This is a genomic window from Bradyrhizobium sp. HKCCYLRH3073 (assembly GCF_051167995.1).
Lineage (GTDB): Bacteria > Pseudomonadota > Alphaproteobacteria > Rhizobiales > Xanthobacteraceae > Bradyrhizobium.
Map to the genome: position 1 here is coordinate 1 of NZ_JBNPUD010000008.1, position 15,000 is coordinate 15,000.

Annotated in this window: 9 protein-coding genes, 1 tRNA gene, 1 rRNA gene and 1 pseudogene; 6 read left to right on the forward strand and 6 right to left on the reverse strand. The window is 64.4% G+C overall.

The genetic code is table 11. The features are described from left to right. Positions 1–527, reverse strand: a pseudogene (locus ACQR1X_RS19215) (hypothetical protein); the annotation flags it as partial. A 190-nt stretch (positions 528–717) separates the two neighbouring features. Beyond that, complete coding sequence (locus tag ACQR1X_RS19220; protein ID WP_316216126.1) at positions 718–1,449, reverse strand: AfsR/SARP family transcriptional regulator; 732 nt, start codon at positions 1,447–1,449, stop codon at positions 718–720. Positions 1,450–1,823: 374 nt separating this feature from the next. On the opposite strand from ACQR1X_RS19220, the gene ACQR1X_RS19225 reads away from it, so the two are divergent. Further along, the gene (locus ACQR1X_RS19225; RefSeq protein ID WP_316237077.1) at positions 1,824–2,243 is read left to right on the forward strand and encodes a secondary thiamine-phosphate synthase enzyme YjbQ; all 420 of its coding nucleotides are present in this window, start codon (positions 1,824–1,826) and stop codon (positions 2,241–2,243) included. A gap of 278 nt (positions 2,244–2,521) precedes the next feature. Here the strand turns inward: ACQR1X_RS19225 and ACQR1X_RS19230 are convergent, their stop codons facing one another. Beyond that, on the reverse strand, positions 2,522–3,409 hold the full coding sequence (locus tag ACQR1X_RS19230) for an alpha/beta fold hydrolase (RefSeq protein WP_434899391.1): 888 nt from the start codon (positions 3,407–3,409) through the stop codon (positions 2,522–2,524). 126 nt (positions 3,410–3,535) lie between these two features. Here ACQR1X_RS19230 and ACQR1X_RS19235 point away from each other — a divergent pair, with 126 nt between their 5' ends. After that, positions 3,536–4,441, forward strand: a complete 906-nt coding sequence (locus ACQR1X_RS19235) for a LysR family transcriptional regulator (RefSeq protein ID WP_316180471.1) — start codon at positions 3,536–3,538, stop codon at positions 4,439–4,441. A gap of 113 nt (positions 4,442–4,554) precedes the next feature. Here the strand turns inward: ACQR1X_RS19235 and ACQR1X_RS19240 are convergent, their stop codons facing one another. Continuing rightward, positions 4,555–5,418 (reverse strand): alpha/beta fold hydrolase, encoded by an 864-nt coding sequence (locus ACQR1X_RS19240; RefSeq protein ID WP_315802892.1) that lies wholly within the window; start codon positions 5,416–5,418, stop codon positions 4,555–4,557. Positions 5,419–5,675: 257 nt separating this feature from the next. On the opposite strand from ACQR1X_RS19240, the gene ACQR1X_RS19245 reads away from it, so the two are divergent. Continuing rightward, the gene (locus ACQR1X_RS19245; protein ID WP_316216129.1) at positions 5,676–6,332 is read left to right on the forward strand and encodes a TIGR02594 family protein; all 657 of its coding nucleotides are present in this window, start codon (positions 5,676–5,678) and stop codon (positions 6,330–6,332) included. A 210-nt stretch (positions 6,333–6,542) separates the two neighbouring features. Here ACQR1X_RS19245 and ACQR1X_RS19250 read toward each other — a convergent pair whose 3' ends face one another. After that, positions 6,543–7,328: an MOSC domain-containing protein gene (locus tag ACQR1X_RS19250; RefSeq protein ID WP_434899392.1), complete on the reverse strand. Its 786-nt coding sequence runs from the start codon at positions 7,326–7,328 to the stop codon at positions 6,543–6,545. Between the two features lie 223 nt (positions 7,329–7,551). On the opposite strand from ACQR1X_RS19250, the gene clpB reads away from it, so the two are divergent. Next, positions 7,552–10,191 (forward strand): ATP-dependent chaperone ClpB, encoded by a 2,640-nt coding sequence (gene clpB, locus ACQR1X_RS19255; protein ID WP_434899393.1) that lies wholly within the window; start codon positions 7,552–7,554, stop codon positions 10,189–10,191. An 83-nt stretch (positions 10,192–10,274) separates the two neighbouring features. On the opposite strand, the gene ACQR1X_RS19260 is transcribed toward clpB, so the two are convergent. After that, the gene (locus ACQR1X_RS19260; protein WP_315802896.1) at positions 10,275–12,338 is read right to left on the reverse strand and encodes a M23 family metallopeptidase; all 2,064 of its coding nucleotides are present in this window, start codon (positions 12,336–12,338) and stop codon (positions 10,275–10,277) included. 803 nt (positions 12,339–13,141) lie between these two features. On the opposite strand from ACQR1X_RS19260, the gene ACQR1X_RS19265 reads away from it, so the two are divergent. Together ACQR1X_RS19265 and ACQR1X_RS19270 are read left to right on the forward strand one after the other, a co-directional pair. Further along, positions 13,142–14,630 (forward strand): 16S ribosomal RNA (locus tag ACQR1X_RS19265). 233 nt (positions 14,631–14,863) lie between these two features. Further along, positions 14,864–14,940, forward strand: a tRNA-Ile gene (locus tag ACQR1X_RS19270). Positions 14,941–15,000: the final 60 nt, after the last annotated feature.

Here is a 15,000-nt window from a genome sequence, read left to right on the forward strand (position 1 = left end):
ACGCCCTGACCGATCTTCTTGAGCACGCTCCAGAAGCCCTGCAGCTCCATGTCGGTCGGCTGCGCGGCGGCGGGGGCTGCCTGCGGGCCGGCGCTGAAGATGCCGAGGTTGTGGCCGACATTGAGGCCGGTCTGGACGCCCTGACCGATCTTCTTGAGCACGCTCCAGAAGCCCTGCAGCTCCATGTCGGTCGGCTGCGCGGCGGCGGGGGCCGCTTGCGGACCGGCGCTGAAGATGCCGAGGTTGTGGCCGACATTGAGACCGGTCTGGACGCCCTGTCCGATCTTCTTGAGCACGCTCCAGAAGCCCTGCAGCTCCATCTCCGACGGCTGCTCGGTGCCGGGGCCGGCCGAGAACGGCGCGAACCCGCCGGCGATTCCGCCGATGGCGCCGCCAAAGTCGCGGCCGGTCTTGCCGCCGATCAGGCGTCCGATCGCTTGTCCGGCAAACCTGCCGAGAACGGAGCCGAAGATCCCTTCGGGATTCAATTGACCATAGTCTTCAGTCGACTGCTGCATGCCACTCATGTTGAGTCTCCTCGCTCGTTGTCTGATCTTCGAGCGGCGCGCCGCTTGACCTCATCAGGAGTAGTTGCTGCGCGACGTCGATCGAGGGCGATGTTGCGCGTGTGGCCGTGATGCAAGTGTCAAGCAGGGCGTGAAAGTGCCGTCAAAATCGATCGTGTGTGGAACGCATGGAGCAAGGTCGCGCCGATCGTCAGACGCGGAGCATGCGCCTGATCTCACGCTGCAGGGATTCGGTTTCGCTCTCCGGCGTGGCGCCGACCTGCTTGCGCAGGATGGTGCGGCAGAAGTCATATTGACGCAGGGCGTCGGCACGGCGGCCCTGCTGCGCGTAGCAGCGCATCAAGGTGCGGTGGACGTCCTCCTGCAGCGGATCGGCGGCCAGCACACGCAATGAGAACGTCGTGGCGATCTCCACATGTTCCCGGCCGCCGACGTCGAGCAGGCCCGCGATCGCCCGGATCGCACGAGTCTTCAAGCGTTGACGCTCGGCGGAGAGCCACGCCTCGAACGCGCAGGACGTCGAGCTGATGCCGTCGAGCAATTCGCCGCGGAACAGCGCGGCGGCGCGGGCCATGGTTTCCAGATCGCCGAGTTGCAGCAGCAGCTCGAACTCCTGCACGTCGGTGGTGACGGCGTTCGGATGGATGCGGATGTCGTCGCGCTCCGCCGAGATGACGTCGGCGCATTGCGGCAGCACCCGGCGCAGCGTCAACAGCGCCTGGCGCAGGTTTGCGCGCGCATTGTCGCCGAAGCGGCCTTCCCACAGGAGTGCGGCAAGCTTGCTGCGTGAAATGCCGTGCGGAGAGGTGAGGGCGAGATAGCCCAGGAGCGTTGCCGCCTTGCGGCTTGGGATGACGACCTGCTCGCCCGAGACCCGTCTGATTTCAAGACCGCCAAACAGATTGATACGCAGCAAACTCATTGTCTCTCTCCTCTGAATGGCGACTCGCTGCGATCGGCGCCGGGCCTGCAGAAGTCGAGCTTCTCGTGCGATGAGATTTGAGCGGCTGCAGCCGGATCAGGTCTGCACGGTCGTCGCCCAAAGGCGAGCCGCCACGCTGTCGTTGTCATCGTCGAAATGAGATCGGCAATGCAGTTAAGTCTGTCCGCGCAACGTTCGGTTCAATCTTGGATTGTATGACGGAGCGAGACTGTGCCTCGTGGCTTGCAGTATGCACCCCATCGTGTCCAGTGTGGGCGAAGTCGGAACTGCGCGCTGTGAGCTGCGGCACACTCGAGGACCGACACGATCATGCTGTATCAGCAGCCATGGCAAACGAGATTGGAATTGTTCCGATGAAATCGTTCCGCAAGGAACTTTGGTTCCAGACGCCGGGCCGGCGGGCCTTCATCAACATCACGGGTGAGGTCGAGGCGGCGCTGAAGGAGAGCGGCGTGCGCGAGGGCCTCGTGCTCGTCAACGCCATGCACATCACGGCGTCGGTCTTCATCAATGACGACGAGAGCGGGCTGCATCACGACTATGAGCAATGGCTGGAGGAACTCGCCCCGCACGAGCCGGTGGCGGGCTATCGCCACAACCGCACCGGCGAGGACAATGCCGACGCCCACATGAAGCGCCAGATCATGGGCCGCGAGGTCGTGGTCGCGATCACGCAAGCCAAGCTCGACTTTGGCCCGTGGGAGCAGATCTTCTACGGCGAGTTCGACGGCGGACGGCGCAAGCGCGTGCTGATCAAGATCATCGGCGAGTAGGAGGACGCCGGAGCTTTCGGGCGTCATTGCGAGGAGCGCAAGCGACGAAGCAATCCAGGGGCCACGCGTGACGCCGTTCCGTATGGCCCCTGGATCGCTTCGCTGGCGCTCGCGATGACGGAGGAGGGTGGGGAGCCTCGGCTGTCATGCCCGCGCAAGCGGGCATCCAGTACGCCGCGGCCTCTCGGAGGACACAGCGACCGGCGCGGGCGAGAGCGCGACTCGAGCCTCGGCTGTCGCGCTTGCCAGCACTCCGTGGTGTGACGATCCCTGTTGGATTAGGCCGCAGATGATGCGCGCGCTCTCTCGCCCGCGAACACCGCCTTGATCTCGGCTGCGACCTTCGGCGTGTTCTCGTCGAGCACGAAGTGTCCCGCGTCGAGCCACACCAGCTTTACGTCGGCGAGGTCGTTGAGATAGGCGCGGGCGCCGGGCGGGATGAAGAACGGATCGTGCTGGCCCCAGACGATCAGCGTCTTCGGGCTGTGGGCGCGGAAGGCCGCCTGCCACTCCGGATAGCGCGCGACGTTGGTCTTGTAGTTCTCCAGCAGATCGAGCTGGTAGTCCTGCGTGCCCGGACGGTCGAGCAGCGCCTGGTCGAGAGTCCAGTTGTCGGGATTGACGGCATCAGGATCCTTGGCGCCGACCAGCCATTGGAACTTGGTGCCGTCGAGGCTCAGCAGCTCGCGAGCAGGCGCCTCGGTCTCCGGCGTGCGCGTCTCCCACAACGGCAGCAGCACCTTCTTCGGCGCCTCGCCGACCCCCTCCATATAGGCATTGGTATTCTGGAGGATGAAGCCTCTCACGCGCTCCGGCCGCTGCGTGAACAGGCGGAAGCCGACCGGCCCGCCATAGTCCTGCATGTAGAGAATGTAGGACTCGAGCCCGAGCACGTCGACGAGACCCGCGACATGCCGGGCGAGGTTGTCGAAGGTGTAGTCGAACTCTGCACGCGACGGCGCGTCGGAATGGCCGAATCCGATGTAGTCGGGCGCTACCAGATGGAAGCGATCGGCGAGCGCGGGGATCAGGTCGCGGAACATCTGGCTGCTGGTCGGCAGGCCATGCAGCAGCAGGATCGTCGGCGCCGTCGGGTCGCCGGCCTCGCGGTAGAAGACTTTGCGGCCGTGGACGGTCGTGGTTCGGAAGCGGGTCTGGGTGGTCATGGGGAAGCTCCTGGTCTCGGGCGGTCGGGACTCGTTGGCCGCCCGTCACCCTGGTTCTATGCCTTCCAAAATCGGGCGCGAGTCGCTAGATTCGAGAAGAGGCCTCCCATTTTTTGGAAAGATACGTTGGATCGTCTGGACGCCATGGCGGTGCTGTTGGCCGCAGCCGAGGCCGGGAGTCTGTCGAAGGCCAGCCGGACGCTCGGGCTGCCGCTCGCGACGGTCAGCCGCAAGGTGGCCGAGCTCGAAGCGCATCTGAAGGCTTCGCTTCTGATCCGCTCGGCGAAGGGCCTGGAGCTGACGCCGGCGGGTCGGTCCTATGTCGCAGCGGCGCGCGCGATCCTGGAACAGGTCGCCGAGGCCGAGCGTGTCGCCAGCGGCGAATACTCCGAGCCCAAGGGCGATCTCGTGGTGACGGCGCCGATCATGTTCGGCCGGCTGCATGCGCTGCCTGTGGTGACGCGCTTCCTTGGCGCCTTTCCGGACGTGGCGGTCGATCTCGTGATGACCGATCGTGTCGCGCACTTTCTCGACGACCAGGTCGACGTCGCCCTGCGCATCGGCCAGTTGCCGGATTCGAGTTTGATCGCCACCCGGCTCGGCAGCGTCCGCCACGTCATCTGCGCCAGCCCGGATTATCTCGCCGCCAATGGCCGCCCGGCGCGGCCGGAGGATCTGGCACGGCACGGCGTGATCTCGTTCCAGAGCGTGTCGGTGCCCGGCACCTGGCCGTTCGAAGTCGACGGCGCCGAGATCCCCGCCAGCTTCCGCGCGCGCCTCGGCGTCAACACGATCGATGCGGCGATCGAAGCCGGCCTGTCGGGAGCGGGCCTGGTGCGGGCGTTGTCCTATCAAGTCGTCGATCATGTCCGCAGCGGCCGACTTCAGCTCGTGCTCGAAGCCTTCGAGCCGGCGCCGCGCCCGGTGCATCTCGTCTATGACGGCCAGACCCGGCTGCCGCTGAAGCTGCGCGCCTTCGTCGACTTCGCCGTGCCGCTGCTGCGGCAGCGGCTGGAGGAGGCGGCGATTTGAGGGACGTCTGGACGCACAGTGGCTGCTGCAAAACACGCTGTCATCGCCCGGCTTGACCGTGCGATCCAGTGCGCGGGCAATGACAGATGTAGTCGGAGCAGCAGCATGCCTCCTTATCCTGCCATTGACCTTGGATCGCGCGGTCCCCAGCGGCCGGCCTCGACCAGGGCGATAAAGCGCTCGACGGATGCGTTGAACAGCGCCGGCTCCTCCAGGTTCAACACATGTCCGGACTTCGGGAAGAACGTTAGCCCGGACGCCGGCAGATGCTGCTTGAGAAACAAACTCGGCGCGATGCAGGCGTCGTCCTCGTCGCCGCAGATGATCAGGGCCGGGGTTGTAACGCGGCGGATGGCGTCCGTCATGGTGTAGATCGATGGCCTGCTGCCCTGGAAGCCGCGCATGGTGTTGGCCGAGCCACGCGCGTCGTGGCGGGCGAGCGCGGCGTAGAAGTCGGCATGGCCGCGCGGGTCCTTGATGAGGAAAGGAATGCGACCGGGGGCCTCGCGGGTGACCTTGGCGGTCTCGGCCGAGCCGAGTGTCTCGAACTGCTCGGCGGTGGCGCGGCACTGGGCGCGGAAGGCCTCGAGATGCTCGAGGCTGGAGCCCGAGCCGACGCCGGCCAGCACCATCGAGCGGATGCGATCCGGTGCGTTCAGTGCCACCTGCAGCGCGGAGTACGAGCCCATCGACAGGCCGACGAAATGGGCGCTGTCGATGCCGAGGTGGTCGAGCACGGCGATCGCGTCGGTGTAGAAATGCACGTGGCTATAGGCGTCGGGCGCGGCCGGCACGTCCGAGGGCGTGTAGCCGCGCGCGGAGTAGGCGATGCAGCGGTGGCGCCGCGCGAAGTAGCGCAGTTGCGGCTCCCAATTGGTGTGGTCGGCGGCGAACTCGTGCAGGAAGATCAGCGGCGTGCCCACGCCGACCTCTTCAAAATAGAGGCGAACGCCATCTTTGGCCGTTGCATGGGGCATCGTCAGCTCCTCCCGTGTCGCGTGCCTGATGATGACAAGTCGCGCGATACGCGACAACGTCCCGATCGACGGCCTTGTTTTCGCCGTAACATAGACTCGGAATCACCCTCTCGTCGCCAGGCTTTTGCCGTCGATGGTCATGGTTTCGTCACAGCGCAACATTTTACGGACCTCCGCTGGCGGCTTGCAGAGGGGCCGCGCTGAGGACCAGGGGGTGCCAAGTCAGGGTACTGGGGGAAGTAACAGAAGGATTGAGTATGGTTGTGTCTACCCTTCGCCGGTCGCTTCACATCGTTGCGCTGACCATGGGTGCGGCAGTCGTCGCCGTCACCGCAACACCGGCATCGGCCCGTCCGCATCACGGCTCGGGGCATCATGCCCACCGCAGCCACGGCGGCCATCACTACGCAAGGCATCATCACCACCGGCGTTCCGTCGCCCGGCTGTCGCGCTGGGAGCGCGGCGTGGCGCGGGTGCAGGTGAGCGGCGTTGCCGATGCGCAGGCCAGCGTCATGATGCCGGGCACGGCGTCCGACGGCATGGCGTCGTCGAGCGGCTTCGGCGGCGGCAGCAGCGTCGTCTCCGCGGCGCGCAGCTACATCGGCAGCGGTAATCCGACCGGCCGGCGCAGCCTGTGGTGCGCCCGTTTCATGAACATGGTGCTGGAGCGCACCGGCCATCGCGGCACCGGCTCCGACATGGCGCGCTCGTTTGCGAGCTATGGCCAGCGCGTCTCCGGCCCGCAGGTCGGCGCGATCGCGGTGATGAGCCGCCGCGGCGGCGGTCATGTCGGCGTGGTCTCGGGCGTCGATGCCCAGGGCAATCCGATCGTCATCTCCGGCAACAACGGCAACCGCGTCCGAGAGAGCGCGGTGTCGCGCGGCCGCGTGTATGCCTATGTGATGCCGAACTGAGAGCTCTCCTCTCGAACTTGAACTGATGAGGTGAGCCCTCGCGGCTCGCGCGCTCTGCGCCTCCCCCGCTTGCGGGGGAGGTCGCATCGGAGAGGCGATGCGGGTCGGGGAAGTCTGTCCTCACGAAGATTTTCGCGTGTGGCGCCCCCACCCCGGCCCTCCCCCGCAAGCGGGAGAGGGGGCGCACCGTCGATGCGGTGAGTGCTCGAACTACACCAGCCGCAGCTGCTCGACCGCGAGTTCGTCGCCGACCGCGATGTCGCCGGCTGCGATCACCTCGGCGTAGATGCCGCATTCATTGTTGCCGCGCCGGGCCATGAGCGCCGGCGGGATGTCGAGGTCGCGGGCGGCGGTGTCCGGGTCGACGTTGACGGCGGCGCAGCGGGTGGTGGTCTTGACGACCTTGAGCCGCGCCGAGCCGATCCGCAGCGTTTCGCCCATCAGCGAGGTCTCGTGCCAGGCCGGCCAGCCGGCGACGTAGACATTGGCGCGGAAGCGCAGCGGATGCACGGTCGCGCCGACCAAGGTCTCGATCTCCGCGATCGAGGCGAGGTTGATGATTGAGACCACCTTGCGCGCCAGATCCGTAAAGGCGTAGCCACCGCCCGACAGCAGCCTGACCGGGCCGCGCAGCTCGTCGGCAAACGCGCGCGCGAAGAACGCCTCGATGGCGGCGCGGCCGTCGGCGCTTTCGAGGTCGCCTTGGGCGACGATCGCGCCGTCCTTGCGGATGGTGAGGATGTTGGTCGCGTCGCCGAAGTGCGTCTTGAACCCGGCCAAGCGCTCATTGCGCATCAGCATCAGATACGCCGTTTTCGGCTTCCACACCGGCGCCGCCGGATCGAAGCCGGTTGGGCCGTTTTCCAGCGCGTAGCGGCGATCGGCCGGCAGCGTTTCGCCGACCCGTAACGGGGCCGTTTGCAGTGGTTCCGGGGTAAGGCCCTTGACCGGATAGCGGTACAGGCCGGCGATGCGCGCGGGAGGGGTCTGGCTCATGCCGCCTCATAGGAGATTCCCATGGTCGCGGCCAGGGCACACGAATTTGTGAAGCGGCCCCTTCCGTTTTCGCACCGCCTTCCCACATTTCCACTCAAGCCGGGCGCAAGCCGGCGACGTCAATGGTTGCGGCGTTGATGGACGTCAACGTGCGCGGTCCGAAACCCAATGAAGATGCTGAAGCCGTGCCTTCGGGGCGTCACAGCAGGCTGAGGGAAACATCATGAATATCGACAAATATACCGAGCGCGCGCGGGGCTTCATCCAATCGGCGCAATCGCTGGCGATGCGCGACGGCCATCAGCAGTTTTCGCCGCTGCATCTGCTGAAGGTTCTGCTCGACGATAGCGAAGGCCTCGCGGGCGGTCTGATCGATCGCGCCGGCGGCAATTCGCGCGCAATTTTGAAGGCGACCGAGGACGCACTGGGCAAGCTGCCGAAAGTGTCGGGCAGCGGCGCCGGGCAGGTCTATCTGTCGCCCGAGCTGGCGCGCGCCTTCGACGCGGCGGAAAAGGCGGCCGAGAAGGCCGGCGACAGTTTCGTCACGGTGGAGCGCCTGCTGCTCGGGCTGACGCTGGAGAAGAACAGCGAGACCGGCGGCATCCTCGCCAAGGGCGGCGTGACCGCGCAGAATCTCAACGCGGCGATCGAGAGCCTGCGCAAGGGGCGCACGGCCGACTCGGCGACCGCCGAGAACGCCTATGATGCCTTGAAGAAATATGCCCGCGACCTGACCCAGGCGGCGCGCGACGGCAAGCTCGATCCGGTGATCGGCCGCGACGAGGAGATCCGCCGTACGATTCAAGTGCTGTCACGGCGCACCAAGAACAATCCCGTGCTGATCGGCGAGCCCGGCGTCGGCAAGACCGCGATCGTCGAAGGCCTCGCGCTGCGCATCGTCAATGGCGACGTGCCGGAGAGCCTGAAGGACAAGCGGCTGCTGTCGCTCGATCTCGGCGCACTGATTGCGGGCGCGAAATATCGCGGCGAGTTCGAGGAGCGGCTGAAGGCCGTGCTGCAGGAGGTCACTGCGGCCGAAGGCACCTTCGTGCTGTTCATCGACGAGATGCATACCCTGATCGGCGCCGGCAAGGCCGACGGCGCCATGGATGCGTCGAACCTGCTGAAGCCCGCGCTCGCCCGCGGCGAGCTTCACTGCATCGGCGCGACCACGCTCGACGAGTATCAGAAGCATGTCGAGAAGGACGCGGCGCTCGCGCGCAGGTTCCAACCGGTCTACGTCACCGAGCCCACGGTCGAGGACACCATCTCGATCCTGCGCGGCCTGAAGGACAAATACGAGCAGCATCACGGCGTGCGCATCACCGACTCCGCGCTGGTGGCGTCCGCGACCTTGTCGAACCGCTACATCACCGACCGCTTCCTGCCGGACAAGGCCATCGACCTGATGGACGAGGCGGCGGCGCGGCTGAAGATGCAGGTCGACAGCAAGCCCGAGGAGCTGGACTCGCTCGACCGCGAGATCATCCGGCTCAAGATCGAGCAGGAGGCCTTGAAGAAGGAGAGCGATCTCGGCTCCAAGACGCGGCTGCAGGCGCTGGAGAAGGAGCTCGCCGATCTCGAGGAGAAGTCGGCGGCGCTGACGTCGAAATGGAGCGCCGAGAAGGACAAGCTGTCGAACGCGCAGAAGCTCAAGAGCGAGCTGGACGGCCTGCGGATCGAGCTCGCCAACGCGCAGCGCCGCGGCGAGTATCAGAAGGCGGGCGAGCTGGCCTATGGCCGCATCCCCGAGCTGGAGAAGCAACTGGCCGACATCGAGGCCAAGGAGAATGCCGGCGAGATGATGGAAGAGGCGGTCACCGCCAACCACATCGCGCAGGTGGTCTCGCGCTGGACCGGCGTGCCGGTCGACAAGATGCTCGAGGGCGAGAAGGACAAGCTGCTGCGCATGGAGGACTCGCTCGGCAAGCGTGTCGTCGGCCAGTTCGAGGCCGTGCATGCGGTCGCGACCGCCGTGCGGCGCTCGCGTGCCGGCCTGCAGGACCCGCACCGGCCGATGGGCTCGTTCATGTTCTTAGGCCCCACCGGCGTCGGCAAGACCGAGCTGACCAAGGCGCTCGCCGAGTATCTGTTCAACGACGAGACCGCGATGGTCCGGCTCGACATGTCCGAGTACATGGAGAAGCACTCGGTGTCGCGGCTGATCGGCGCGCCTCCCGGCTATGTCGGCTATGACGAGGGCGGGGCGCTCACCGAGGCCGTGCGCCGCCGGCCGTACCAGGTCGTCCTGTTCGACGAGATCGAGAAGGCGCATCCGGATGTCTTCAACGTGCTGCTTCAGGTGCTCGACGACGGCCGTCTGACCGACGGCCAGGGCCGCACCGTCGACTTCCGCAACACGCTGATCATCATGACGTCGAATCTCGGCTCCGAGTTCCTGGTCAACCAGCCGGAGGGCGAGGATACGTCCGAGGTCCGCGAATTGGTGATGGGCACGGTGCGGAGCCATTTCCGACCCGAGTTCCTCAACCGCGTCGATGAGATCATCCTGTTCCATCGGCTGCAGAAGAGCGAGATGGGCCGGATCGTCGAGATCCAGTTCTCCCGCCTCCAGAAGCTTCTGGAGGAGCGCAAGATCACGCTGTCGCTCGATGGCGACGCGCGCGACTGGCTCGCCGCCAAGGGCTGGGATCCGGCCTACGGTGCCCGTCCCTTGAAGCGGGTGATCCAGCGCAGCGTGCAGGATCCGCTCGCCGAGATGATTCTCGCCGGCGACATCAAGGATGGCGACAACGTCGCCATCTCGTCGGAAGGCAATGTGCTGACCTTCAACGGCAAGGCGCATCGTACGGCGGAGATCGCGACGTTCGAGGCGCCGATCCCGAAGCGCAAGCTGAACTGATCTCGAACATCCGCAGCACTCAAACGGCAACGGCCCGCGCCAAGCGCGGGCCGTTTGCGTTTGGAGCATGCTGAGGGGCAGGGCTACCGATTCACCTGGATCGGGCCGGCATCGGAGATGCGCGACGCGCCGGGGCCGCGGCTGGTCATCATCTGGTCGACGCGGTCGCGCTCCTTCTCGAAGCTCGCCATAATCGGGCCTTCCAGCGACCGGCCGCGCGGCAGCTTCACGCGCATCGGGTCGACGAAGCGGCCGTTGACCAGGATCTCGTAATGGACGTGCGGGCCGGTCGACATGCCGGTCGAGCCGACGAAACCGATGACCTGGCCCTGGCGCACGCGCTTGCCGGGCTCCATGCCCTTGGCAAAGGCCGACATGTGGCCGTAGGCGGTCTCGTAGCCGTTGTTGTGCTTGATGCGGATATATTTGCCGTAGCCGCCTTCCTGGCCGACCTTCTCGAGCACGCCGTTGCCGGACGCGAAAATGGGGGTGCCATAGGCGGTGGCCCAGTCGACGCCGGTGTGCATCTTGACGAAGCCGAGGATCGGATGGCGGCGGCCGCCGAAGCCGGAGCGCATGATCGCGTTGTTGACCGGCTTGCGCACCAGGAACTTCTTCGCGCTCTTGCCGGTCTCGTCGTAATAGTCGACGACGCTGTCGTCGGGGGTCTGGAACCGGTAGTATTTCTTGGTCTCGCCGCCGACCGTCAGGGAGGTGAACAGCACCTCGGTCTTGTCGTTGTTGCCGGGCTTGTCGTCGTCGTCGCCGGCATAGAAGACGTCGAACGAATCCCCGGGCTGCACCTTGCGCTGGAAATCGACGTCGTAGGAGTAGATGCGGATCATGTCCTCGATGACCGGCGTGGGCACCTTGTTGCGCATCGCCGTCTCGTAGATGCTCTGATAGAGGCGGACACCGGTGCCGTCATCCTCCTCGTCGTTGGTGTTGTCGGCGGTCTCGGTGACCGTGTTCATGCTCTGCGCGTCGACGGCGACGTATCGTCCGAGGTCCGAAAGCGCGGCGACCGCCTCGATCATGGTGTCGTTGGCGACGATGACGCGGAACGGCTGCAGCCGGGCGCCGGGGGCAGGGCTGGATGGCGCCATCAGGATGCGCAGTTTCTCGCCTTCCTTCAGGCCGCCGTCACGGCCGCGCGGGCCGAGCTGGGCGGCGATCGCCTTGGCTTCGTCGGGCGTCGCGCCCTGGTCGCGCAGGATCGAGGCGACGGTATCGCCCTTCTTGACCAGGTGAACCCGCTCGCCGAGCGGATTGCCGCCGGTGATCTGGTCCTTGGTCTTGGGCAGCAAGGTGACATTTTCCGGCACCACCCGGGTCTCGAAGCCGGCGTAAGGATCGGGCGAGGTGCCGTCATTGGCATAGGACAGTTTCAGGTCGCCGCCTTGGACGGCCTGCGCGCCGGCCGCGTCGGCGGCGGCATTGGCAAGTGAGGCGTAGCGCACGCCGCCATTGTTGCCGCGCCAGTTCGCCGCATCACGGACCCGCATGACGATTTCGTCGAGCGCCACCGAGGTCGCGATCTTCGCCTTGGGGAGCACGGCGGCGAGATCCTTGGTCACGAATGAGACCTCGGCGTCGGGCTCGACGGCCTCGGGATTGTTCGGATCCTCGCCGGACCCCGTCTTGTCGTTGTCGGTGTCGCTCAGCAGGCGCTGGGCGTTGAAGGGCGGGATCTTGGCGGACAGATCGCTGGTCGCCATCGACAGGTTGCCCGAGATCCGGACGTAGGGACGGACCCGGATCAGCTCGCGCGAACCCGCGCGGGTAACGGTCGAGATGCGCACCACGTTGCGCGCCGCGGCGGCTTCGCTCGGCGGGGGCAGGCGGTCGCTCTTGCGCAAGGTGGCGACGCGGTCGTTGGCGCCGAAGGCGCCGCGCAGCGCGCTTTCCATCCGCTCCGGCATGCGCGCGAAGGTCATTTCGCCATCGAGCGACGCAAAAACGGCGCCGCCGATGAGGGCTGCGCCGCACAGACCAGTCAGAATCGTACCGGAGAACCATTGCACGGAGACGCGGCGGCGATCGATCACCGCGGCTTCGGAGCCATCGACCGATAGCGGCGGCTCATGACCGAGATCGATCATGCCGATCTCGCGTCCATACCCCCCGCGTGACGTCCGATGGCTCAACCTTCGTCCCCCAAGTTCAAAGTCAGCACCGAGATCACTCAGCTGCCGGTTGGCTTAACGTCCAAGACAAACGGCTCGGAATGATGGCGCGCTTCTGTCGGTTCGAGACTCTCTGGCCCGAAAGCCAGACTCCACGAACCGCTATTGTTCTTCAGGATCTCTCGATGTCGTCTCGGCCGTATCAGGCGAAGGGCTCGCCGCTTCCTTGATCTGGATCATCCTTGAATCGATGGCAGTCCCCGCTGGACCCAAATCAACCCAGGTCGATGCTTAACAAATCGTCGCAGGATTGTGGCCCAAGTGGGGCACGAAGTCCGCAAGAAATCGGGGTTCTCCTGCTGTCCGGAAAAAAATGATTCGATGCGACGATTTGTTGACATTGGGCGTTGACACCCCGATCGGCCCCCCCTATAAACCCGATCACTGAGCGCGGCGCCGCTTCGGGACACACCGAGGCGAGCATTCGCGCCAATATTGCTCCTCACTTTCGTTGAGTGATGCACAACCGGTAAAACCCGGTTGCTCATCGACGTCGAAAAAGGTTGAGCGACCCCTCCGCATGAGGGTGGGACCGAGGTCCCGGGCTGTTTGACAAGTGAAGATGAAGAAAGAGAAACGTGGACGGCGGAGTCCTTGCGGGTCTCGGGGTTGAGAGCTTCGGCTTTTGGTTCTGAGATCGGACGAGAAGACTTCGGCGGACAATGTTTCAAAGGTAACACCATGGTTTTCGCGCTGTGAAGCGTGGAGATCGATTGGTGGGACCTCGTCAAACGTTGTGATCAGCCGGTTCAAAGCTTCAAGTTCAACTTGAGAGTTTGATCCTGGCTCAGAGCGAACGCTGGCGGCAGGCTTAACACATGCAAGTCGAGCGGGCGTAGCAATACGTCAGCGGCAGACGGGTGAGTAACGCGTGGGAACGTACCTTTTGGTTCGGAACAACACAGGGAAACTTGTGCTAATACCGGATAAGCCCTTACGGGGAAAGATTTATCGCCGAAAGATCGGCCCGCGTCTGATTAGCTAGTTGGTGGGGTAATGGCCCACCAAGGCGACGATCAGTAGCTGGTCTGAGAGGATGATCAGCCACATTGGGACTGAGACACGGCCCAAACTCCTACGGGAGGCAGCAGTGGGGAATATTGGACAATGGGGGCAACCCTGATCCAGCCATGCCGCGTGAGTGATGAAGGCCCTAGGGTTGTAAAGCTCTTTTGTGCGGGAAGATAATGACGGTACCGCAAGAATAAGCCCCGGCTAACTTCGTGCCAGCAGCCGCGGTAATACGAAGGGGGCTAGCGTTGCTCGGAATCACTGGGCGTAAAGGGTGCGTAGGCGGGTCTTTAAGTCAGGGGTGAAATCCTGGAGCTCAACTCCAGAACTGCCTTTGATACTGAAGATCTTGAGTTCGGGAGAGGTGAGTGGAACTGCGAGTGTAGAGGTGAAATTCGTAGATATTCGCAAGAACACCAGTGGCGAAGGCGGCTCACTGGCCCGATACTGACGCTGAGGCACGAAAGCGTGGGGAGCAAACAGGATTAGATACCCTGGTAGTCCACGCCGTAAACGATGAATGCCAGCCGTTAGTGGGTTTACTCACTAGTGGCGCAGCTAACGCTTTAAGCATTCCGCCTGGGGAGTACGGTCGCAAGATTAAAACTCAAAGGAATTGACGGGGGCCCGCACAAGCGGTGGAGCATGTGGTTTAATTCGACGCAACGCGCAGAACCTTACCAGCCCTTGACATGTTTGGGACCGGTCGCAGAGACGTGACCTTCTCTTCGGAGCCCGAAACACAGGTGCTGCATGGCTGTCGTCAGCTCGTGTCGTGAGATGTTGGGTTAAGTCCCGCAACGAGCGCAACCCCCGTCCTTAGTTGCTACCATTTAGTTGAGCACTCTAAGGAGACTGCCGGTGATAAGCCGCGAGGAAGGTGGGGATGACGTCAAGTCCTCATGGCCCTTACGGGCTGGGCTACACACGTGCTACAATGGCGGTGACAGTGGGAAGCTAAGGGGCAACCCTTCGCAAATCTCAAAAAGCCGTCTCAGTTCGGATTGGGCTCTGCAACTCGAGCCCATGAAGTTGGAATCGCTAGTAATCGTGGATCAGCACGCCACGGTGAATACGTTCCCGGGCCTTGTACACACCGCCCGTCACACCATGGGAGTTGGCTTTACCTGAAGGCGGTGCGCTAACCAGCAATGGAGGCAGCCGACCACGGTAGGGTCAGCGACTGGGGTGAAGTCGTAACAAGGTAGCCGTAGGGGAACCTGCGGCTGGATCACCTCCTTTCTAAGGATGGCTCTTCAGCATGATCTTCGGATCGACTGGTCTTCGGACCTGTCAGCTATCGAGCTGTTTTAGAAACATCAGGGGCCATCGAGATCGCCAGATCTTGCTTGAGCTCCATTGGCGGGATTTCGCCGTCTTCGTTTCTCTTTCTTCGCGGACGAACACGCTGCCTGGGGCTGCGCGGTTGCTGCATCGGCCCTCACGGGCAGGGCGGTGACGAGCTTCGAGCGTTAGGGCTTGTAGCTCAGTTGGTTAGAGCGCGCGCTTGATAAGCGTGAGGTCGGAAGTTCAAGTCTTCCCAGGCCCACCAGCCTTCGCGCCTCACGGCGCTTCGGCTCGGCAAGCCAGAAGATGCGCGAAGGCTGTCGCG